General features: G+C 63.2%; 19 protein-coding genes. 8 read left to right on the forward strand and 11 right to left on the reverse strand.

All coding sequences use genetic code 11. The annotated features are described in order from the left end of the window. The first annotated feature begins 58 nt into the window (after nucleotides 1–58). The 4 genes from P9239_RS09220 to P9239_RS09235 are packed head-to-tail and all read left to right on the forward strand — an operon-like array spanning nucleotide 59 to nucleotide 3,474. Complete coding sequence (locus tag P9239_RS09220; protein WP_309753964.1) at nucleotides 59–940, forward strand: branched-chain amino acid ABC transporter permease; 882 nt, start codon at nucleotides 59–61, stop codon at nucleotides 938–940. Continuing rightward, the gene (locus P9239_RS09225; protein ID WP_309750159.1) at nucleotides 933–2,045 is read left to right on the forward strand and encodes a branched-chain amino acid ABC transporter permease; all 1,113 of its coding nucleotides are present in this window, start codon (nucleotides 933–935) and stop codon (nucleotides 2,043–2,045) included. The genes P9239_RS09220 and P9239_RS09225 overlap by 8 nt, the downstream gene beginning before the upstream one ends. Then, nucleotides 2,042–2,779: an ABC transporter ATP-binding protein gene (locus P9239_RS09230; RefSeq protein ID WP_309750160.1), complete on the forward strand. Its 738-nt coding sequence runs from the start codon at nucleotides 2,042–2,044 to the stop codon at nucleotides 2,777–2,779. Before P9239_RS09225 ends, P9239_RS09230 begins: the two co-directional genes overlap by 4 nt. After that, entirely contained in the window at nucleotides 2,776–3,474 is a 699-nt protein-coding gene (locus tag P9239_RS09235) for an ABC transporter ATP-binding protein (protein WP_309750161.1), read from the forward strand. The genes P9239_RS09230 and P9239_RS09235 overlap by 4 nt, the downstream gene beginning before the upstream one ends. Nucleotide 3,475: 1 nt before the next feature. Here P9239_RS09235 and iolB read toward each other — a convergent pair whose 3' ends face one another. The 7 genes from iolB to P9239_RS09270 form a co-directional block, all read right to left on the reverse strand. Beyond that, nucleotides 3,476–4,282 (reverse strand): 5-deoxy-glucuronate isomerase, encoded by an 807-nt coding sequence (iolB, locus tag P9239_RS09240; RefSeq protein ID WP_309750162.1) that lies wholly within the window; start codon nucleotides 4,280–4,282, stop codon nucleotides 3,476–3,478. Continuing rightward, a complete protein-coding gene (gene iolE, locus P9239_RS09245) occupies nucleotides 4,279–5,181 on the reverse strand; it encodes a myo-inosose-2 dehydratase (protein ID WP_309750163.1) in 903 nt (300 codons plus the stop codon). The genes iolB and iolE overlap by 4 nt, the downstream gene beginning before the upstream one ends. Before the next feature lie 25 nt (nucleotides 5,182–5,206). Next, nucleotides 5,207–7,075, reverse strand: coding sequence for a 3D-(3,5/4)-trihydroxycyclohexane-1,2-dione acylhydrolase (decyclizing) (iolD, locus tag P9239_RS09250; protein WP_309750164.1), 1,869 nt, complete (start codon nucleotides 7,073–7,075; stop codon nucleotides 5,207–5,209). After that, nucleotides 7,072–9,078 (reverse strand): 5-dehydro-2-deoxygluconokinase, encoded by a 2,007-nt coding sequence (gene iolC / locus P9239_RS09255; protein ID WP_309750165.1) that lies wholly within the window; start codon nucleotides 9,076–9,078, stop codon nucleotides 7,072–7,074. Before iolC ends, iolD begins: the two co-directional genes overlap by 4 nt. A 17-nt stretch (nucleotides 9,079–9,095) precedes the next feature. Further along, a complete protein-coding gene (locus tag P9239_RS09260; protein WP_309750166.1) occupies nucleotides 9,096–9,884 on the reverse strand; it encodes an ATP-binding cassette domain-containing protein in 789 nt (262 codons plus the stop codon). 11 nt (nucleotides 9,885–9,895) lie between these two features. Next, entirely contained in the window at nucleotides 9,896–11,065 is a 1,170-nt protein-coding gene (locus P9239_RS09265; protein ID WP_309750167.1) for an ABC transporter permease, read from the reverse strand. 138 nt (nucleotides 11,066–11,203) lie between these two features. After that, complete coding sequence (locus P9239_RS09270; RefSeq protein ID WP_309750168.1) at nucleotides 11,204–12,256, reverse strand: sugar ABC transporter substrate-binding protein; 1,053 nt, start codon at nucleotides 12,254–12,256, stop codon at nucleotides 11,204–11,206. A gap of 229 nt (nucleotides 12,257–12,485) precedes the next feature. Here P9239_RS09270 and P9239_RS09275 point away from each other — a divergent pair, with 229 nt between their 5' ends. The 3 genes from P9239_RS09275 to P9239_RS09285 are packed head-to-tail and all read left to right on the forward strand — an operon-like array spanning nucleotide 12,486 to nucleotide 15,371. Further along, nucleotides 12,486–13,364 (forward strand): MurR/RpiR family transcriptional regulator, encoded by an 879-nt coding sequence (locus P9239_RS09275; protein WP_309750169.1) that lies wholly within the window; start codon nucleotides 12,486–12,488, stop codon nucleotides 13,362–13,364. Further along, a complete protein-coding gene (gene iolG, locus P9239_RS09280; RefSeq protein ID WP_309750170.1) occupies nucleotides 13,354–14,358 on the forward strand; it encodes an inositol 2-dehydrogenase in 1,005 nt (334 codons plus the stop codon). The genes P9239_RS09275 and iolG overlap by 11 nt, the downstream gene beginning before the upstream one ends. After that, nucleotides 14,355–15,371 (forward strand): Gfo/Idh/MocA family oxidoreductase, encoded by a 1,017-nt coding sequence (locus tag P9239_RS09285; RefSeq protein ID WP_309750171.1) that lies wholly within the window; start codon nucleotides 14,355–14,357, stop codon nucleotides 15,369–15,371. The genes iolG and P9239_RS09285 overlap by 4 nt, the downstream gene beginning before the upstream one ends. Nucleotides 15,372–15,413: 42 nt before the next feature. Here the strand turns inward: P9239_RS09285 and P9239_RS09290 are convergent, their stop codons facing one another. Beyond that, entirely contained in the window at nucleotides 15,414–15,749 is a 336-nt protein-coding gene (locus P9239_RS09290; RefSeq protein ID WP_309750172.1) for an XRE family transcriptional regulator, read from the reverse strand. Then, on the reverse strand, nucleotides 15,746–16,090 hold the full coding sequence (locus P9239_RS09295; protein WP_309750173.1) for a type II toxin-antitoxin system RelE/ParE family toxin: 345 nt from the start codon (nucleotides 16,088–16,090) through the stop codon (nucleotides 15,746–15,748). Before P9239_RS09295 ends, P9239_RS09290 begins: the two co-directional genes overlap by 4 nt. A gap of 228 nt (nucleotides 16,091–16,318) precedes the next feature. Between P9239_RS09295 and P9239_RS09300 the strand changes: the two genes are divergently transcribed. Next, nucleotides 16,319–16,546, forward strand: a complete 228-nt coding sequence (locus P9239_RS09300) for a sulfurtransferase TusA family protein (protein WP_206466644.1) — start codon at nucleotides 16,319–16,321, stop codon at nucleotides 16,544–16,546. 72 nt (nucleotides 16,547–16,618) lie between these two features. On the opposite strand, the gene galU is transcribed toward P9239_RS09300, so the two are convergent. Both galU and P9239_RS09310 read right to left on the reverse strand, forming a co-directional pair. After that, nucleotides 16,619–17,500 (reverse strand): UTP--glucose-1-phosphate uridylyltransferase GalU, encoded by an 882-nt coding sequence (gene galU, locus P9239_RS09305; RefSeq protein ID WP_244846848.1) that lies wholly within the window; start codon nucleotides 17,498–17,500, stop codon nucleotides 16,619–16,621. Between the two features lie 74 nt (nucleotides 17,501–17,574). Beyond that, nucleotides 17,575–20,442 (reverse strand): valine--tRNA ligase, encoded by a 2,868-nt coding sequence (locus tag P9239_RS09310; RefSeq protein WP_309750174.1) that lies wholly within the window; start codon nucleotides 20,440–20,442, stop codon nucleotides 17,575–17,577. Nucleotides 20,443–20,530 lie beyond the last annotated feature (88 nt).

A 20,530-nucleotide genomic window follows, 5' to 3' on the forward strand; every position in this document is an offset into this window, starting at 1 on the left:
GCTTCAGTGGTTCACTGTCAGCCTGCTCAACGGCGTGAGTGTCGGGCTGCTGCTTTTCATGCTGTCGGCCGGGCTCACGCTGATCTTCTCGATGCTCGGCGTGCTCAACTTCGCGCACGCGAGCTTCTACATGCTGGGCGCGTACGTCGGTGAGGCGCTTGGCGTTCATGCCGGATTCTGGGTCGCGCTCGTCGTTGCGCCGCTCGCGGTCGGCGCACTCGGCGCACTCTTCGAGCGATATCTTCTGCGACGCGTGCATTCGCGCGGCGCGCTCGCCGAACTCCTGCTGACCTTCGGCGCGGCCATGGTGATAGGCGAGGGCGTCAAGCTCGTCTGGGGCCTGGGGCCATTGCCCGCTACGATCCCGCACGCGCTCGACGGGCCGCTCTTCACGCTGTACGGCGCGGCCTTCCCGCGCTATCGCGTCTTCATGATGACGCTTTCCATCGCGATGCTCGGCGTGCTGGCCACCGTGCTTCGCACATCGCGCACGGGGCTCGTCGTGCACGCGGCGCTGACGCATCCGGCGACCGTCGAAACGCTCGGCCACGACGTGCCGCGCGTCTTCACGACGGTCTTTGCGGTCGGCACCGCGCTCGCGGCGCTTGCGGGCGTCATCGGCGCGCCGCTTGCCGTCATCGAACCCGCCATGGCCGATGCGGTCGGGCCGATCGTGTTCGTGGTCGTCGTGATCGGCGGGATCGGATCGCTGTCGGGCGCGCTCGTTGCGTCGCTCTTGATCGGCTGCGCGCAGACGTTCACGGTCGGGTCTGCGGCCTCGGCGGGCAGCATCGCGGCATCGTTCGGCATTGCATTGCCCGACGCGTGGCGCGCGCTGACCCTCGCGCAACTTGCGCCGGTGCTGCCGTATCTGCTGCTCGTCGCGATGCTCGCCGCGCGCCCGCACGGATTCATGGGCGAGCGCACGCGCGATGCGTAGGTCAGTCCCGTTCGTCTTGCTGATGGCCGCGCTCGCGCTGCCACCAATTTTCTTCCATCAATCGTGGCTGCTCGCGTATCTCGCGCAGACCGCGACGTTGATCGTATTCGCGCTCTCGTACAACCTGCTGCTCGGCGAAACGGGCTTGCTGTCGTTCGGTCATGCCGTCTATGCGGGCGTGGGCGCGTTCGCTGCCGCGCACGTTTTTTCCGGCTTGCGCGTGCCCTTGCCGCTCTTGCCGCTCGTCGGCGGATGCGCCGCCGCGCTCGCCGCCGTCGCCATCGGCGCGATCTCGACGCAACGCGCGGGCACCGCGTTCGCGATGATCACGCTCGGCATCGGCGAACTCGTGGCAGCAAGCGTCTGGCTCATTCCCGGCTGGTTCGGAGGCGAAGGCGGCGTAAGCATCGACCGCGCGAGTGGCCCGCCGTTGTTCGCTTGGACGTTCGGCCCGCTGTGGCAGGCGTATGCGCTGATCGCGTGCTGGTGCATCGTCTCGTCGCTTGCGATGTTCGCGTTCACGCGAACGCCGATGTGCCGGCTCGCCAACGCCGTGCGCGACAATCCGGCGCGCGCCGCGGCCATCGGCTTCGCGCCGCGCCGCGTCCGCTTCACGATGCTTGTCGTGTCGGCCTTCTTCGCGGGCATCGCGGGCGTGTTGTCGCTGGTGAACGTAGAACTGGTGTCGGCCGAGAGCGTCGGACTCGCGCGCTCGACGGGCGTACTCGTGGCAACGGTGATCGGCGGCACCGCGTCGTTTTTCGGGCCTGTGATCGGCGCGGTGCTGCTGACGTTTTTCAGCGTCGCGGTGGCGAGCGTGTCCGCCGCCTGGCCGATGTACCTCGGCCTTTTCTTCATGTGGGCGGTCGTCGCGTTGCCGGACGGCATCGCCGGCCTTGTAACGCTCCATAGGCGTGCGCTCGTCCTCCGGGTCCTTAGCGCGCTTGCATGGGGCGTCGCGGTGGTCGTCGCCGTCGAGACGCTCTATGCGCGTCACGCCGATGCCGTCGCGCTGCCGCGCGGCGCGTTATGGATTGCGGCGCCGTGCGCGTTGCTCGGGCTCTGGCTCGCTCGTTTGGGCGCGAGAAAGGAGCACGTGCGATGACCGCTGCACTGCACGTCGAAGGCGTCGTCAAGCGATTCGGCGCGACCGAGGTATTACGCGGCGTCGATCTGCGCGTCGAGAAGGGCGAGCGGCACGCGATCATCGGACCGAACGGCGCGGGCAAGTCGACGCTCTTCGATCTGATCTCGGGGCGCGCGCAGCCGAACGCGGGGCGCATCGTCGCGCAGGGCGTCGATATCACCGGCAAGCCGCCGCAGCGCGTGAGCCGCGTGCTCGCGCGCAGCTTCCAGACGACGAGCATGTTCGCGCGTCTCTCCGTGTTCGACAACCTTCGATGCGCGGTGCTGGGCGCGGCGTCTTCGCGATGGATGGACCGCTGGTTCCGCTCGCACGCCATAGACGAACGTGCCCGCGCGATGCTCGATGCCATCGGCCTTTCTTCACGCGCCGACGAGCCCGCCGCGCGCCTCACCTATGCCGAGCAGCGCGCGCTGGATCTGGGCATCGCGCTCGCAACCGATGCGCCGCTCATTCTGCTCGATGAACCCACCGCGGGCATGAATCGCGCGGAGGCGGCGCGTGCGCTCGCCCTGATTCGCGCGACGACGGAAGGGCGCACACTGCTCGTCATCGAGCACGACATGGATGCGGTGTTCTCGCTTGCGGATCGCGTGTCGGTGCTGGTTCGAGGACGCGTGATCGCATCGGATGCGCCCGATGCCATCCGCCGCAATCGCGCGGTGCAAGAGGCTTATCTGGGAGCTTCGGCATGAGGGCGCTGCTGCGTATCGCGGACTTGCGTGCGTGGTATGGCGCGGCGCAAGTGCTGCACGGCGTGAACTTGTCGGTTGATGAAGGCGAAGCCGTGGCGCTCGTCGGCCGGAATGGTTCGGGCCGTTCGACGCTCGCCAAAGCCATCATGGGTCTCGTGCGATGCGCGGGCGACATGCGCTTTCGCGACGTGCAGCTTGTCGGATTGCGTGCGTTTCAGATCGCGCGGTTGGGCATCGGCTATGTGCCGGAAACGCGCGATGTGTTTCCCGCTCTGAACGTGCGCGAGAACCTCGCGCTCGGCGAACGTAAAGGCACGCGCTTCACCTTCGACGATGCGTACGCGCTTTTTCCCGCCCTGCGTGAGCGTGCGTCGGTGAAGGCGGGCGCGCTGTCGGGCGGCGAACAACAGATGCTGGCACTCGCACGCACGCTGATGGGCGATCCATCGCTCATCGTCATCGACGAGCCCGGCGAAGGGCTCGCGCCGCAGGTCATCGCGCAAGTGGCCGCATGCCTCGCGACGCTGCGAGAACGCGGCGTCGCGATACTGCTGATTGAAGAGCGGCTCACGATCGCGCGCATGTTGAATGCGCGCGTCGCGGTGATGGGGCACGGCGCGGTGCGCTTCGACGGTTCGCTCGCGCAACTCGAGCAGCGCGACGACGTGATGCGCGAGTGGTTGTCGGTAGGGTGAATCAACCTTTGCTGTCGCGCTCCACGATCCATTCGTGCTTCGGGTCGTTCTTGAAGTGCCACGTGCGCTTGTCGCCCGCCATGACGTTCAGATAGTAGTTGTCGTAGCCATACGGCACGACGACCGGATGATAGCCGCGCGGCACCATCACCACATCGTGATCTTCGACGGCCATGGTCTCATCGAGATCGCGTTCGTCGGTATAGACCCGCTGGAACGCAAAGCCTTGCGGCGGGTTCAGGCGATGATAATACGTCTCCTCAAGCGCGCTTTCGGTTGGTACGTTATCCTGATCATGCTTATGCGGAGGATAACTCGATGCATGTCCGCCGGGCGTTCTCACTTCCACCACAAGCAACGACTCGGCGGTTTCGGTTTGCGGGAGAATATCGCAGACGTAGCGCGTATTCGCGTGTTTGCCGCGCGTCGAGCGCTTCATCTGCGAAGGCTCGATAAGACGCGGCGGATAAAGCCCCGTTGCGGGCGCGCTCGCCACGGCAAGCTCCGTTTCGCGTTCGGCGCGCACAATGGCGGCGAGCTTCGGCGGCACGTAGACCGCGTACGGCGCGGCGTCTTCGAACACGCTGTCGCGCGAGCCGATGGACTGCCAATGCTCGTCGCCCGCTTCGATGCTGACCGTTCCCGTCAACACGACGATGCAGCTTTCGCGGTCCGCGTCGTACACGTGCACGACATCGTCCGCGTCCATGCGATACGCGGCGAAGCCCACATGCTTCCAGCCTGCGGAATCCGGTGTGACGCGCGCGATGGTCTGGCCTTCGCGCGATGCTTTCACTAGCAGGCTCATGCCGCCTCCTTATACGTTGCATCGACGAGTGCGCGCAGCGTGCGATAGCCCTTGTCGGCATACGCATAGCTCGGCGCAATCACGGGGTCTTGCTCCGCTTCCACCACGAGCCAGCCGCGATAGTCATGCGCAGCAAGACATGCGACGATGCCCGGATAATCGACCGCGCCGTCGCCCGGCACGGTGAACGCGCCGTTGATAACCGCATCGAGAAAGCTCCAGTTGCGGTTACGCGCGAGCTTCACGATATCGGTGCGCACATCCTTGCAATGCACATGGCACACGCGCGCAATGTGCTTTTGCAGCACGCTCAATGCGTCGCCGCCGGCGAAGGTGATATGACCTGCATCGAAGAGCAGACCGACGTCATCGCTCGTCAGCGCCATCAAACGGTCCACGTCCGCTGGCGTTTCGACATACGCGCCCATGTGATGATGGTAGGCGACGCGCACGCCCTTAGAAAGCGTGTATTCGGCGAAGCGGTTCAGCCGCTCGGCGTATTGCGACCATTGCGCATCCGAGAAGAAGCGCGGACGCTGATACAGCGGACGCGGTGCGCCTTGAATCGAACCGGCCACTTCGCCATAGACCATGACCGTCGCGCCGTTTTGCGCTAGCAGGTCGAGATGCGGACCAACCGCTTCGATCTCTTCTTCCGCGCTGCGTCGCGCAAGCTGCCCGGAATACCAGCCGGAGACGAGCGCCAGATCGTATTGCGCGAGCAGCGTCTTCAACGCTTGAGGTTCGCGCGGAAACTTGTTCCCGAGTTCGAAGCCTTCATAGCCGATGCGCTTGCCTTCGGTCAGCGCCACGGACAGCGGCGTCTCGCCGCCGAGCGAAGGCAAGTCGTCGTTCATCCATGACAGGGGATTGATGCCGATGCGGACATTCAGGGGCATGGTGTCGTGTCCTTTTTCTTGATGCTTAGTCGATGTTGCCCGCGCGAGCCTTCAGCGCGCGTTCATAGCTCGCGCGCGCGGACATGACCGCATCGCGATCCGAGACTTCGGGCACCGCTACTTCCCACCACCATCCGCCTTCTTCGGTGGTGCGGGCGGGATCGGTGTCGATCGAAATCAGATAGCTGCGGTCGGCGGCGCGCGCGCGCTTCATCGCGTCCTGCAGTTCATTGACGTTGGCTACGTGTTCCGTGAGCGCGCCCATCGAACGCGCGTGCATGGCGAAGTCGATATGCGGCGCGCCCGCTTCTCCTTGCTTGCAATCGTCGAGCAGGTTGTTGAACGGCGCGCCGCCGCACGCCTGCTGCAAGCGGTTGATGCAGCCATAGCCGCGATTGTCGAGCAGCACGACAATGAGCTTCGCACCGAGCATCACCGATGTAGCAAGCTCGCTGTTCATCATCAGATAGCTGCCGTCGCCGACGATCACGATGACTTCGCGTTCGGGCCGCGCGAGCTTCACGCCGAGGCCGCCCGCGATTTCATAGCCCATGCACGAATAGCCGTATTCGACGTGATAACCGCCCGGCGCACCCGTGCGCCACAGCTTCTGCAAGTCGGCGGGCAGCGTGCCCGCGGCGCAGACGACGATATCGTCGGCCGGCGACGCATCGTGCGAACGTTGCACGGCGCCGATCACCTCCGCTTCGCGCGGCAAGCGGCCGTCCGGCGGCGGCGTGTTCGTCACGTGCGCGACGGTCTCGCGCCAGTCGTTCGCAAGACGTTGCGCGCGCGTGGTCCATTTGGGCGCCGCACGCCAGTCGCCGAGCGCTTGCGACAGCGCATCGAGCGCGAGCCGTGCATCCGCTTCGACGGCCACGGCGTTCTGCTTGAGCGCATCGAATGGATTGGCGTTGATGGCGAGAAGCGTGGCCGCTGTGAAGAGCGTGTTCGATCCCGTCGTGAAGTCCTGCAAGCGCGTGCCGACGGCCAGCACGCAATCGCTCGCGTGCGCGAGTTCATTCGCGGACGATGATCCCGTCACGCCGATGCCGCCCACGTTCAACGCGTCGCCCCATGCGAGCGCGCCCTTGCCGGCCTGCGTTTCAGCGACCGGAATGCCGTGCTTGTGCGCGAAGTCGCGCAGCGCGTCCGTCGCGAGGCCGTAGAGCACGCCGCCGCCCGACACGATCATCGGCTCGCGCGATTCACGCAGCAGCGCGGCGGCACGCTCGATCTCGCGCGCCGATGCAGCCGGCGCATGAAACTCGACCACACGCGGCTCGAAGAACGAAGCAGGGTAGTCATACGCCATCGCCTGCACGTCTTGTGGCAACGCGAGCGTCACGGGACCGCATTGCGCCGCATCGGTCAAGACGCGAATGGCGCGCGGCAACGCGCTCAGCAACTGCGCGGGATGCACGATACGATCGAAGTAACGCGACACGGCCTTGAGCGCATCGTTCGCCGATGCCCCGCCATCATGCGCATCTTCGACTTGCTGCAACACGGGATCAGGCGCGCGCGAGACGAAGATGTCGCCTGGCAAAAGCAGCACCGGCAAGCGGTTGACATGCGCGAGCGCAGCCGCTGTGACGAGATTCGTCGCGCCCGGGCCGATAGATGTCGTCACCGCCATCATGCGGCGCCGCATGTGCGCCTTGGCGAAGGCAATCGCGCTATGCGCCATCGCCTGCTCGTTATGCGCGCGATACGTCGGCAATTCCTCGCGATGGCGATAGAGCGCCTCGCCCATGCCCGCGACGTTGCCATGCCCAAAGATCGCGAAAACGCCGCCGAAAAGCGGCTCGCCGTGTTCCGTGCGCAGTGCCGCGAGATAGCGCACGAGCGCCTGCGCAGCGGTCAGTGTGATGGTGGAAGCCACTGCGTTCATGCGGCTTGCTCCTGAGTTGCGTGAAGGGTCTTGATATCGGCTGTCGTGTCCTGCGATGCGCGGGCGTCGCGCCATGCCGCGATCAAAGTCTCGAACGTGCGGCGCACGCGGCCAATAAGTTCCTCGTCGGTTATCTCACCCGCGAGCCATGCGTGGCTCGGCTCATGAAAGATCGTGCGGCCAACTGTGAAGCCTTTGCATGTCTTCGACAAAGCCGCTTCCCTGAAGCCATCGCGCAACTGATCGACGCCCGCGGACAATCCCAGCAGCACGACGCCACGGCAATACGGATCGCGTTCGGCGATCAGGCCATCGACGGCTTGCCATTGCGCCGCGCTCATCGGTTCGAGCTTCCACCATTCGGGGTATAACTGAAGGTTATAGAGCCGCTTCAGCGCGCGATACACGGTGTCGTCTGCAACGGGCGGTCCGTTCTTCGGCACGATCACTTCGAGCAGCAATTCGTGGCCGCTTGCCTGCACTGCATCGTAGAGCGCGCGCAACTGCGCTTCCTGTTCGAGCCGCACGTCGTGCGGATGATCCGGGTGATAGTGAACGAGGCACTTCACCACATGCTCGCGCGGCCATTCGATGAGCGTCGTGCCGATCGATCGGCCATGATCGAAGACGAGCGGCATGGAGCCGGGCAACTCCACGGGCCGGCCGATCCACCAGCCGCGCCCCGTTGCCGCGTTCAGCGCATCCTGTCCGTAGCGGTCGTCGATCAATACGCCGATGCGTCCTTCGAGTTGCAGCTCCTTTTCCGTCTGCGCGACCGCTTCGACGAACGCGCCTTTGAGCCTAGAAATGCGCGCTTCGCTTGCGCCCGTTTGCTGCACGAGTTCGAAGAACTGGTTGCGATGATCGAATGCAAAACCCAGCACTTCGTCCCATGCCTTGCGCGCGGGGCTCACGCGATGCAGCCGTGCGAGCGTCGCATCGCGGTCGGGGCGGCGCATGCGTGCTGGGTCTTGTTTGGCCGACGCGAGGAAATAGTCGAGTTCGGCGGGCGTCGGCATCGCGGGCGCGCAGCCGTGTCGCGAAACGACGAGCGCGCCGCATGCATTCGCCGCGCTCGCGCAGGCTTCGAGCGGCGCGTCGCGCAGCCATCCGGAGAGGAAGCCCGAAGCGAATGCATCGCCTGCGCCGAGCACGTTCAGCACTTCCACTTCGACGCCGCCGTGAACCGGCGCATCGTCGATGGAAGCGGGCACCGCGCCTTCAATGATCGAGCATCCGAGCGGCCCGCGCTTCACCACGAGCGTCGCGCTCGTGACGGTACGCACCATCGTGAGCGCATCGATGAGACGGTCTTTGCCGCCCGCGATACGGAACTCTTCTTCGGTGCCGATCACGAGATCCATTAGCGGCAAAATGCGCTGCAAATGCGCGGTCACGCCTTCGTTGGCGACAAAGCGCGTTTCGCCGTCGGCCTTCCCCGTGAGACCCCACAGCACCGGCCGATAGTCGATATCGAGAATCGTGCGCACCTGATTGCGTCGCGCATATTCCAGCGCGCGGCGGCTCGTGCGGTTCACGTGCTCCGTCGAGAAGTGTGTGCCCGTGATCAGCAGCGCCTTCGATGACGCGATATACGCTTCGTCGAAATCGCTTTCGTCGACGGCCATGTCCGCGCAGTTCTCGCGATAGAAGACGAGCGGAAACGTATCGCGATCTTCTATGCCGAGCAGAACGAGCGCGGTCAGCCGCTCGGGATCGGTTCGAACATGGCTGATATCGCAGCCTTCGCGCGCGAGCGTTTCGGTGAGAAAGCGCCCCATGTGATCGTTGCCGACGCGAGCGAGCATCGACGACTTGAGCCCGAGCCGCGCGCAGCCGAATGCGATATTCGCCGACGATCCGCCGAGATACTTCGCAAACGTCGATACGTCTTCGAGCCGCGCGCCGACTTGCTGCGCATACAGATCGACGGCGAGACGCCCGAGGCACACGATGTCGCGCGTGCGGTCCGGTGCGAAGCGAGAGAAGTTTTGTGCAGGCATGAATGAAGTCCTCGGTATCAGATGGTCGCGCCTTCGAGTTCGCCGATCATCTTTTGCATCTCTGCGCCGCCCGCCATCATGTCGAGCACTTCGTTCTTCGTGATGGTGTCCTTCGTGAAGGTGCCCATCGAACGGCCGCGATTGAGCAGCGTGAACGAGTCGCCGATCGGATACGCGTGATGCACGTTATGCGTGATGAAGATCACCGATATGCCTTTTGCGCGCGCCTTGTGAATGAGCTTGAGCACGTTGAAGCTCTGCTTCACGCCGAGCGCGGCCGTCGGTTCGTCCAGAATCAGCACGCGTGCGCCGAAGTGAATGGCGCGCGCAATCGCGAGACATTGCTTTTCGCCGCCGGACATGGTGCCGATGGGCTGATGCGGATCACGCACGTGGATGCCCATTTCCGCAAGTTTGGCGCGTGACGTTTGGGCGGCGAGATCGAGGTCCATCACGCTGAAAAGGCCGAAACGTTTCTTCTGCGGTTCGCGGCCCATGAAGAAATTGCGCGCGACCGACAGAAGCGGCACGAGCGCCAGATCCTGATACACCGTCGCGATGCCCAGATCGAGCGCCTCTTTCGGCGATTCGAAATGCACGGGCTTGCCATCGACCAGATACTGACCGGAAGAGGGCGCATGCACGCCGGCCAGCGTCTTGATGAGCGTGGACTTGCCCGCGCCGTTATCGCCGAGCAGACAGTGCACTTCGCCGCGTTTGAGCCGCAGCGTCACGCCGTTGAGCGCAATCACCTTGCCGAAGAACTTGCTGACGTTTTCGAGCGCGAGAATGTTGTCGTCGTTCATGGCGTTCGTCCTCATTGCGCCTGCGACACGCGGCGGCGCACGTAGTGATTGAAGAGCACGGCGATCAGCAGCATCACGCCGAGAAACACGCGGAACCAGTCGGAGCTGACGTTCGTGTACGTGATGCCGATTTGCACAACACCAAAGATTAGCGCTCCGAAACATGCGCCGACGACCGAACCGTAACCGCCCGTGAGCAACGTTCCGCCGATGACCGCCGCGATGATCGCTTCGAATTCCTTCTGCAGGCCGCGATCCGCCGCCGCCGAGCCGATGTCGCACACTTGCAGCACGGCGAAGAGGCACGAGCAGAACGCGGTCAGCACGAAGAGCGATATCTTCACGCGCTTGACCGGCACGCCGACGTTCTTCGCGGCGTTCGAATCGCCGCCGACCGCGAGAATCCAGTTGCCGTAGCGCGTTTTCGCGAGCACGAACGCGCCGATCGCCGCGAGCACGAACCACCAGATGATGACCTTCGGAATGCCCGGCACGAGCGGTTCGCCGCTATCCAGCAGCTTGCCGATGCCCAGATGCGCGAGCCACGTGAAGAAGCCGTGCAGCGCGACGCCATGAAAAAGCGTATCGGCGACCCAGTCCTTCTGCGCGAGATCGCCGACACCGGAGATGATCGTGCGGTCCGCGAACATGATCGACAGTGCGAGCGTCAGACCGCGCAGAATGAACAGAAACGCGAGCGTGACGATGAACGACGGCAATCGCGTGCGCATCACGAGATAGCCGTTGAGCGCGCCGAGCAGCATGGACGCGACGAACGCAAAGAGAATCGAGACGGAGATCGGCCAATAAAAATAGACCGAAGGCAGCGCGACCATCATGCCGGCAAAGCCGATCATCGAGCCGATGGACAAGTCGAACTCACCCGCGATCATCAAGAGGCACGCGCCGACCGCGAGTAATCCTAAGTAAGCGGCGACCTGTGACCAGTTCATCACGCCGTCGAGGTTGAACATGCCCGACGAACCCGCGCCGAAGCCGAACACCAGGAACACGAGCACCGTGCCCGAAATGGCCGCGAATTCCGGGCGATTCAGGAAATGCCCGAACCACGACTGCCGGCGCACGCGCTCGTCCGATAGCCTGTCCTTGTCGGTCGCAGCGTCGGCGCTGTCGTGCTGGGGATTCGCGTGTGGAGGATAGTGCTTGCCGGCTACGCCCATGATGGCTCCTTGAAACGATAGCGATGCAGTAACGATGCGTGCGTGCCTGCCGCGCCCACGCATGGACGCCGCAGAGGGTCATGTCGGAGAAAAGCGGGCGGCCCGCCCGGGGCGCCGCCCGAAGCGGTCAACCGTGCATTAGCGATACTGCCCGGCGTACTTCACGACCTTGTCGAGATTGTCTTTAGTGATGAAGCCCGGGCCCGAGCGGATGTTCTTCGGGCCATACGACGGCTGCAAGCCATACGTCTCGAGGCGCGCCTTGAACTTGGGATTCGCTTCGAGAAGCTGGCGGATCTTCGCCGGATCGGTGGTGTGCTCCTTCTTCACGATGGAGAGCACCGCGACCGGAATGTAGCCCTGCAAGTACGGTTGCTGATCGATGGCGAACTTGATCGTGCCGTCCTTGATCGCCTTCGCGATGTCATCGGAGAAGTCGAAGGTCACGAAATAGACCTTGTTTTGCAGGCCCATTTGTGTGACGGCTTTGAGCGTCGCGGACGCGGGCGTCGGTCCGAGCGTGAGAATCGCCTGCGTATCCGGATGATTGCGCAGGAACGCCGACACCTTCGACTGGATCTCGGTCGGGTCCTGTCCCGAGTCCACCGTGGACGCCTTGTAGTCCACGCCGATGGCATCCGCGAAACCGCGGCAACGATCGAACGACACGGTGTTCGTCGCGATATGGTTCACGCACAGGAACGACTTCACGCCGGCCGCTTTCGCCTTTTCGCCCGCCGCCTTGCCCGCCACGTACTCCGGTTGACCGATGTGCATGATCGCGCCCAGTTGTGCGCTCTGTTCCTCGGTGCCGGAATTGATCGTGACGAGCGGGATCTTCTTGGCCGTCACCTTGTTGAGCGCGCTCTTCAGCACGTCGAAGTCTGCGATCGTCGTGATGACGCCGTCGTAATTGCGCGCGGCGGCCTGTTCGATGAGACGCGCCATGTCGGCGATGTCGCCGTTGGGCGGATTGCGATAGTCGGTCTGGACGTTGAAGTCCTCGTCCGCCTGTTTGATCGCGTTCTTGATGGTGTTCCACCACGAGTCCGAGTCCGGCGCGTGGCTGATTAGCACGAATCTGGCGTCCGGCGCCGCGTGAGCGGGGGACGTCGTGAACAACGCGGCGCTGCACAGCGCAGCAGCAGCCGCCAGCGCGCGCAGCGCGGCCCGACCGTTGCAAAGGGTCATTGTCTCCACCTATCTCGGTTGTTGTCTGGTGTGATCTTTTAGCGAGCCGTTCAGAGGCCCAGAGGCCGCTCGAACCATGCTCACGAGCAAGAGTAGGTCAGTTTTCAGCGGCCTGCAATAGATATTTCAACGGTGCGACAAATGGAAAATGCTTTCCAATTTCCGCGCACGCTTTCTATAATCGCCAGCACCGGCGCTCGCTTTCGGGCACCGACGAACCGGGCTTTCCATGCAGGATGAAACCAGTACCGACGTGCTTTCCGTCGACGACCTGATGCAGCGGATCACCGATGCCTACGACTCGCTGCCGCGCCAGTTGAAGAGCGTGGCGTCGTATATCGAGCAGCATCGGCAGAGCGTGATGATGGACCGCACGAGCGATATCGCCGCGTCGTGCGGCGTGCATCCGTCCGCGGTCGTGCGTTTCGCGCAGCGTTTCGGCTTCTCCGGCTTCTCCGACCTTCAGGCGGTGTTCCGGCAGGCGTATGCGGGCGGGAGCACGGCGCAGAGCTACCAGCAGCGCATCCGCAAGCTGATCGACGAGAAAGCTGGCGTCGCGTCGGGCGTTTCCGTGGCGCGCGAATTCATCGCGGCGAGCCGCGCGGGCCTCGACGAACTCGAAGCCGGAATCGACGACGCGCAGTTCGAAGCCGCCGTCGAGATGCTGGAGAAGGCGGAGAACATCTATGTGATCGGCGTGCGCCGCTCGTTCGCGGTGGCGAGCTACATCGTCTATGCGCTCGGCCATACGAAAAAGCGCGTGCATCTGATTTCGGGCGTCGGCGGCATGTTCCGCGAACAGATTCGCAGCGTGAAAAAGGGCGATGTGCTGATTGCGATCAGCTTCGCGCCGTACGGCAAGGAGACGCAATACTGCGTGCGCGCGGCGCAGCATCACGGCGCGGCGACGCTCGTCATCACCGATAGCCAGCTTTCGCCGCTCGCGCGTCACGCGAGCGCGAGCCTGCTCGTGAAGGAGGGCAGCGCGTTCGCGTTCCGCTCGCTCACGAGCACCATCTGCCTGTGCCAGGCGCTGTTTATCGCGCTCGCGTACCGGCTCGAATTGAACGTCGAAGAATCCAGGGAGACAGGCGGTTATGACGATTGACGTGGCGGTGTTTGGTGCGGGGCGCATCGGCAAGATTCACGCGGCGAATCTGGCGCGGCAGCCGGGCGTGCGGCTGAAGTATGTCGTCGATGTGAACCGTGACGCGGCGGCCGCGCTTGCGGAACAGCACGGCGCTCAGGTGGCCGATATCGACGGCGCAATGGGCGATGCGACGATCGGCGCGACCGTCGTGTGTTCGAGCACGGACACGCACGCGGACCTCATCATGCAGTCGGCCTCACAGGGCAAGCACGTGTTCTGCGAGAAGCCGGTGGACCTCACGCTCGAACGCGCGCGCGCCTGCGCTGATGCGGTGGAGCGCGCGGGCGTCGTGTGCATGATCGGCTTTCAGCGGCGCTTCGATCCGACGTTCTCGGCGCTGAAGGCGCGCGTCGAAGCGGGCGAGATCGGCGATCCGGAAATGCTGATCGTCACGAGCCGCGATCCGGGCGCGCCGCCGGTGGAGTACATCAAGCATTCGGGCGGCATCTTCAAGGACATGCTGATCCACGACTTCGACATCTTCCGCTGGATGCTCGACGACGAAGCGGAGACGCTGCACGCGACCGGCAGTTGCCTCTCCGATCCGGCTATCGCGGATGCCGGCGATATCGACTCGACCGCGGTGACGATCCGCACGAAGCGCGGCCGGCTGTGCCAGATCAACACGGCGCGGCGCGCGGCGTATGGCTACGATCAGCGGTTCGAATTGCTCGGCAGCGCCGGCATGCTTCAGGCGGGCAACGTGCGTCCGACCGAAGTCACCGCATATTCGAAGACTGCCGTCTCGTCGGACGTGCCCGAAGCGTTCTTTCTCGAACGGTATCGCGCGGCGTATGCCCTGGAAATCGCGCATTTCTTCGATGCCGTGAATCGCGGCAAGCCGGTGCGCACGACGGTCGCGGACGGCCTGAAGGCGCTGGAACTGGCCGAAGCCGCGACGCTTTCGTGGCGCGAGAAGCGCATCGTGCGGCTTGCGGAGCAAGCGGCGTGAGCGCGGTTCGTGTGGGACTCGTCGGGCTCGGGCGGCTGGGACGGCGCCACGCCGAGAATCTCGCGTGGCATGTGCCGTGCGCGAAGCTCGTTGCTGCTTGCAGTCCCGTCGACGAGGAACGCGCGTGGGCGCGCGAACGCCTGCCGGAGCTTGCGCTCTACGCGGACTACGACGCGCTGCTCGCCGACGCATCGGTCGATGCGGTGTGGCTCGTCACGCCGACATCGCTGCACGCGCGGCAGATCATCGCCGCGCTGGACGCGGGCAAGCACGTCTTCTGCGAAAAGCCGCTCTCGCTCGATCTCGCCGAATGCGACCGCGTGATCGAGGCGCACGCGCGGCATCCGCAGTTGCATGTGATGATCGGCTTCGTGCGCCGCTTCGACGCGAGTTATCGCGATGCATTCGAGCAGGTCGCGAAAGGCGCGATTGGCCGGCCGTTCATGGTGCGCTCGCAGACCTGCGACAAGAACGACCCCGACGGTTTCTTCGTGCGTTTCGCGCCGACTTCGGGCGGACTCTTTCTCGATTGCAGCGTGCATGACATCGACCTCGCGCGCTGGATGCTCGGCAATCCGCGTGCAAAGCGCGTGTTCGCGAGCGGGACGATAGCGATTCACGAAGGCTTGCGCGAATGCGGCGATATCGACAACGGCGTGGGTGTAGTCGAATTCGACGATGGCCGGCTCGCCATGTTCTACGCCTCGCGCACGATGGCGCATGGACATGATACGCAGACCGAAGTAATCGGCACGGCGGGCGCGTTGTCGGTGGGGCGCAATCCGCGGCTCAACCGCGTCGAGATCGCGGATGAGCACGGCATGCGCAACGCGTGCACGCCGACGTTCTTCGAGCGTTTCGAGGACGCGTTCTTGCGCGAGGCGCAGGCGTTCGTCGCGTTGCTGAACGACGGTACGCCGACTGGCCTCACGCTGAACGACGCGCGGGAGGCGACGCGCATCGGCATCGCGTTACGCGAAGCGTATGCGAGCGGGCGGCCGGTGGATCTGTGAGCGCTGCGGTAGGCATCGCCCGCGTTCGAGTTGGTCCCGCCGTCACCCCACGACCAGCGTGACCGGCTTGCCTATGCGGGCGAGCATCTCTACGAGCGAGTCAATCGTGAACTTGCTCGTCTTTTTGTTGACGACGTCCGATACGCGCGGCCGGGTGACGTGAAGAACCACGGCGGCATCAGCTTGCTTGAGATGTTGGGCTTCGATCCAGGCCGCCAGCTCGTCCATGAGTTGCTCTTTGAGAGCGAGAGTCTGACCGATGAGCGCCTGCGACTCGGTTTGATACCGGCGCGCTTCCGCAGGCGTAAAACCGAGCTCTGCGAAGATGTTCGCATCTCGCTTGGTCACGTGCCGGACTTTCGTGTCAACCTTGTTCATGTTCGTGCCTTTCTTTCCCGAACGATCGCCCGATAGCGAATGGCGGCGATCATCTTGTCGTGCGTTGACGTCGTTTGCGATTTCTTCTGGAAGCAATGCAATACGAAAACCGCTTCTTCGAATTTCGCTACGTACATGACGCGATAGATTCCGCTTGTGTCCCTGATGCGGATCTCCCGCACACCGGGGCCAACATCGTCAAAGGGCTTCCAGTCTTCGGGATCAAGCCCGACTTGCAAACGGCCAAGCTGAAAGCCTGCTTCGCGCCGTGCCGCCGAGGGGAACTCAAGAATGTCGTCATAGGACGAGCCGACCCAGCGGATTTCTTTCTCATCGGTCATTGTACAAAATTTGATACAGCGTTGTCGTCACTTACGGTCGAAAGACGCGTGGCACACGAAGACTGCGAAGGGTGATGCAAGAGAGTTGGCGAATTTATCCGCTCGCACTAAAGGCGTTAAGTGGAAAACTCCCAAGTGAGGAGAAGAAAAGCAACGAGCGGGCGGCCGGTGGATCTGTGAGCGCTGCGTTAGAATCCAACCACCAGGCACACGGAAGGTTCAATCGCGATGGAAGTTCACAAGGAAGTCGATGCACGCGGGCTCAACTGCCCGTTGCCGATTCTGCGGGCGAAGAAGGCGCTGGCCGACATGACGAGCGGCCAGATTTTGAAAGTGCTCGCGACCGACCCCGGTTCGCAGCGCGATTTCGCTGCGTTCGCCAAGCAGACTGGCAACGAAATCGTCGAGTCGAGTTCGCAGGACAAGACGTTCATCTTCTTGATGCGGCGCCGCTGAAAATCAGACGCCCAAAGCAAAATGCCCGTCACGAACGTGACGGGCATTTTTTTGTGCAAAGGCCGTTGACGCTTAGCCTTCGAGAACCGGCGAACGCGTGCGCAGGTATTCTTCGAAGTCCTTCGCCACTTCCGGATGGCGCAGCGCGAATTCCACCGTCGCCTTCAGATAGCCGAGCTTGCTGCCGCAATCGAAACGCGTGCCGTGATACTTGTACGCGAGCACTTGCTCATCCGACAAGAGCGACTGGATCGCGTCCGTCAGTTGGAGCTCGCCGCCCGCGCCGGGCTTGAGCGCGCGGATGTGGTCGAAAATGCGCGGCTTGAGCACATAGCGGCCGACCACGCCGAGGTTCGACGGCGCAACCGCCGGCTCCGGCTTCTCGACGATGCCCGACAGCTTGACGATGTTGTCTTCCCACTCCTTGCCGTCGATGATGCCGTACGACTTCGTCTCTTGCGGCGGGATCTCTTCGACGCCGATCACCGAGCTGTGATAGTGGTCGAACACTTCGATCATCTGCGACATGACGGGCGGCCTGCCGTACAGCAAGTCGTCCGCGAGGATGACGGCGAACGGGTTGTCGCCGACGAGCTTTTCGGCGCACAACACCGCGTGACCGAGACCGAGCGCCTCGGCTTGCCGCACGTAGAAGCAGTCGACGTGGCTCGGCTTGATGCTGCGCACGAGCTCGAGAAGCTTCTCTTTGCCGCGCGCCTCAAGCTCGGCTTCGATCTCATAGGACTTGTCGAAATGATCCTCGATGGCACGCTTGCTGCGGCCGGTGACGAAGATCATTTCGGTGATGCCGGCGGCCATCGCTTCCTCGACCGCGTATTGAATCAGCGGCTTGTCGACGACAGGCAGCATTTCCTTCGGGCTGGCCTTGGTCGCGGGGAGGAACCGCGTACCGAGACCCGCAACGGGAAAAACCGCTTTGGTAACTTTTAGCATGTGATGACCCTGATCCTCTTAATCATTTAGAACTTCGAGCGAAGCGACTGACAGGGTGTAAAAACTAACCCTAATCAGACCGGCAGTCGCAATAATTGCGCCTGAAGCTTTTCGATAGTGGTTTTGTATTCTGCCAGCCTTTTGCGCTCCTGTTCAACGACAGCGGCCGGCGCTTTTGCAACAAAGCTTTCATTACCGAGCTTGGCGTTACATTTGACGATCTCGCCGTTCAGACGTTCGACTTCTTTCGTCAAACGCTCGCGCTCCGCCGCCACGTCGATCTCCACTTTCAGCACCAGCTTGTGTCCGCCGACGATCGCCACCGGCGCGCCTTGCGCTTCCTTGTCGAGCGCCGCTTCGTCGTCGATGATCTTCACTTCCGCGAGGCGCGCGAGCGCCGCGACGTACGGTGCGAACGACGCAAGACGCGCGGCGTCGCCGTGTGCGAGCAAAGGCACCTTCACCGCGGGCGACAGGTTCATTTCGCCACGCAGATTACGACATGCATCGATGACTGCCTTCAGTTCGGCGGCCCACTGTTCAGCGGATTCATCCAGCTTTTTCGTCTCGGCGCGCGGATACGGCTGCGTCATAATCGACGCTTCGCCTTCCTGCGCGCCGGCCGGATAAGCATCCGTCAACGGGGCGACTTTCTGCCACAACGCTTCGGTAATGAACGGAATGATGGGGTGCGCGAGACGCAGCACCGTTTCCAGCACGCGCAACAGCGTGCGGCGCGTGGCGCGCTGCTGCTCGGGCGTGCCGTTCTGAATCTGCACCTTCGCGAGTTCGAGGTACCAGTCGCAGTACTCGTCCCACACGAACTTGTAAATGGCGCTTGCGACATTGTCGAAGCGATAGTCCGCGAAACCTTTCTCGACTTCCGCTTCCACGCGCTGAAGCAGCGACACGATCCAGCGGTCCGCCTGCGAGAAATCGGTGTAGCCGCCGGGTCCGCAGTCGCCGGGCTTGCAACCGGCCACGTTCGCAAAACCGCAATCGTGACCTTCGCAATTCATCAAAACGAAACGCGTGGCGTTCCAGAGCTTGTTGCAGAAATTCCGATACCCCTCGCAGCGTGCCAGATCAAAATTCACATTGCGACCGAGCGTGGCCATCGACGCCATCGTGAAGCGCAGCGCATCCGTGCCGAACGCCGGAATGCCCTCTGGGAATTCCTTGCGCGTCTTTTTCTCGATCTGCGCGGCCTGCTTCGGATTCATGAGACCGCTCGTGCGCTTGGCGACGAGCGTTTCGAGGTCGATGCCGTCCACGATGTCGATCGGATCGAGCGTATTGCCCTTGCTCTTCGACATCTTCTGGCCTTCCGCGTCGCGCACGAGGCCGTGCACATAAACGGTATCGAAGGGCACCTTGCCGGTGAAATGCGTGGTCATCATCACCATCCGGGCGACCCAGAAGAAGATGATGTCGAAGCCCGTCACGAGCACCGACGAAGGCAGAAACGCCTTCAGTTCCTTCGTCTCGTTCGGCCAGCCGAGCGACGAGAAGGGCACGAGCGCGGAAGAGAACCACGTGTCGAGCACGTCTTCGTCGCGCTTGAGTGAGCCGGTGTAGCTCTCGCGCTCGGCGTCGGCGCGGGCTTCTTCTTCGGTCTTCGCGACGAAGATTTCGCCGTTTTCGCCGTACCACGCGGGAATCTGATGCCCCCACCACAATTGACGCGAGATGCACCAGTCCTGAATGTTTTCGAGCCACTGGTAGTAGGTCGTGCTCCAGTTCTCCGGCACGAACTTGATCTTGCCGCTGCGCACGACATCGAGCGACGTTTCCGTGATCGACTGGCCCGGATTGAACGTGCCTTCGGGCGCGGGCTTCGTCATCGCGACGAACCATTGGTCGGTGAGCATCGGCTCGATGACGACGCCCGTCCGGTCGCCGCGCGGCACCATTAGCTTGTGCGGCTTGACGGAGTCGAGCAGACGTTGCGCTTCGAGATCGGCGACGACCTGCTTGCGCGCCTCGAACCGGTCCATGCCGCGATACTTCTCGGGCGCGTTGTCGTTGATCTTTGCGTCGAGCGTGAGGATCTCGATTTGCGGCAGCTTGTGACGCTGGCCGACCGCGTAGTCGTTGAAGTCGTGCGCGGGCGTGACTTTCACGACGCCCGTGCCGAACTCGCGGTCCACGTAGTCGTCCGCGATCACGGGAATCTCGCGATCGCACAGCGGCAGCACGACCGTCTTGCCGATCAGATGCGCATAGCGCTCGTCCTCCGGATGCACCATCACGGCGACGTCGCCGAGCATGGTTTCGGGGCGCGTCGTCGCGACCGTCAGATGCCCCGAGCCGTCCGGCAGCGGGTACTTGATGTGCCAGAGGCTCCCGTTCTCTTCCTCGCTCACGACTTCGAGATCGGACACGGCGGTGCCCAGCACCGGGTCCCAGTTCACGAGCCGCTTGCCGCGATAGATGAGCCCTTGTTTGTAGAGCGTGACGAAGACGTCGCGCACGGCGGCGGACATCTTGTCGTCCATCGTGAAGTATTCGCGCGACCAGTCGATCGACGCGCCGAGCCTGCGCACCTGCCGCGTGATGGTCGAGCCGGATTCCTGCTTCCACGCCCACACGCGCTTCAGAAACTCTTCGCGGCCCAGATCGTGGCGCGAGATGCCTTGCGCATCAAGCTGTCTTTCCACGACGATCTGCGTCGCGATGCCCGCGTGGTCCGTGCCCGGCACCCACAGCGTGTTTTCGCCGAGCATGCGGTGATAGCGCGTGAGGCCATCCATGATGGTCTGGTTGAACGCGTGCCCCATGTGCAGCGTGCCGGTGACGTTCGGCGGCGGCAGTTGAATCGAGAAATTCTTCGCACCTTCCTTGAAAGTGGGCGCGGAATAGCCGCGTTTCTCCCATTCCGGGCCCCACTGGGACTCGATGTTCTGGGGCTCGAAACTCTTCGCAAGCGTGCTGTCGCTCATCGTGAAATCTGCCGAAAAATGCGTGAAAAGATGCGGGGTAATCACCGATTATAAGGTTTGAGGCGCGCAATCGGACGAATCCGGGCGC

This window comes from Caballeronia sp. LZ062, assembly GCF_031450785.1.
In the GTDB taxonomy this organism is placed as follows: domain Bacteria; phylum Pseudomonadota; class Gammaproteobacteria; order Burkholderiales; family Burkholderiaceae; genus Caballeronia.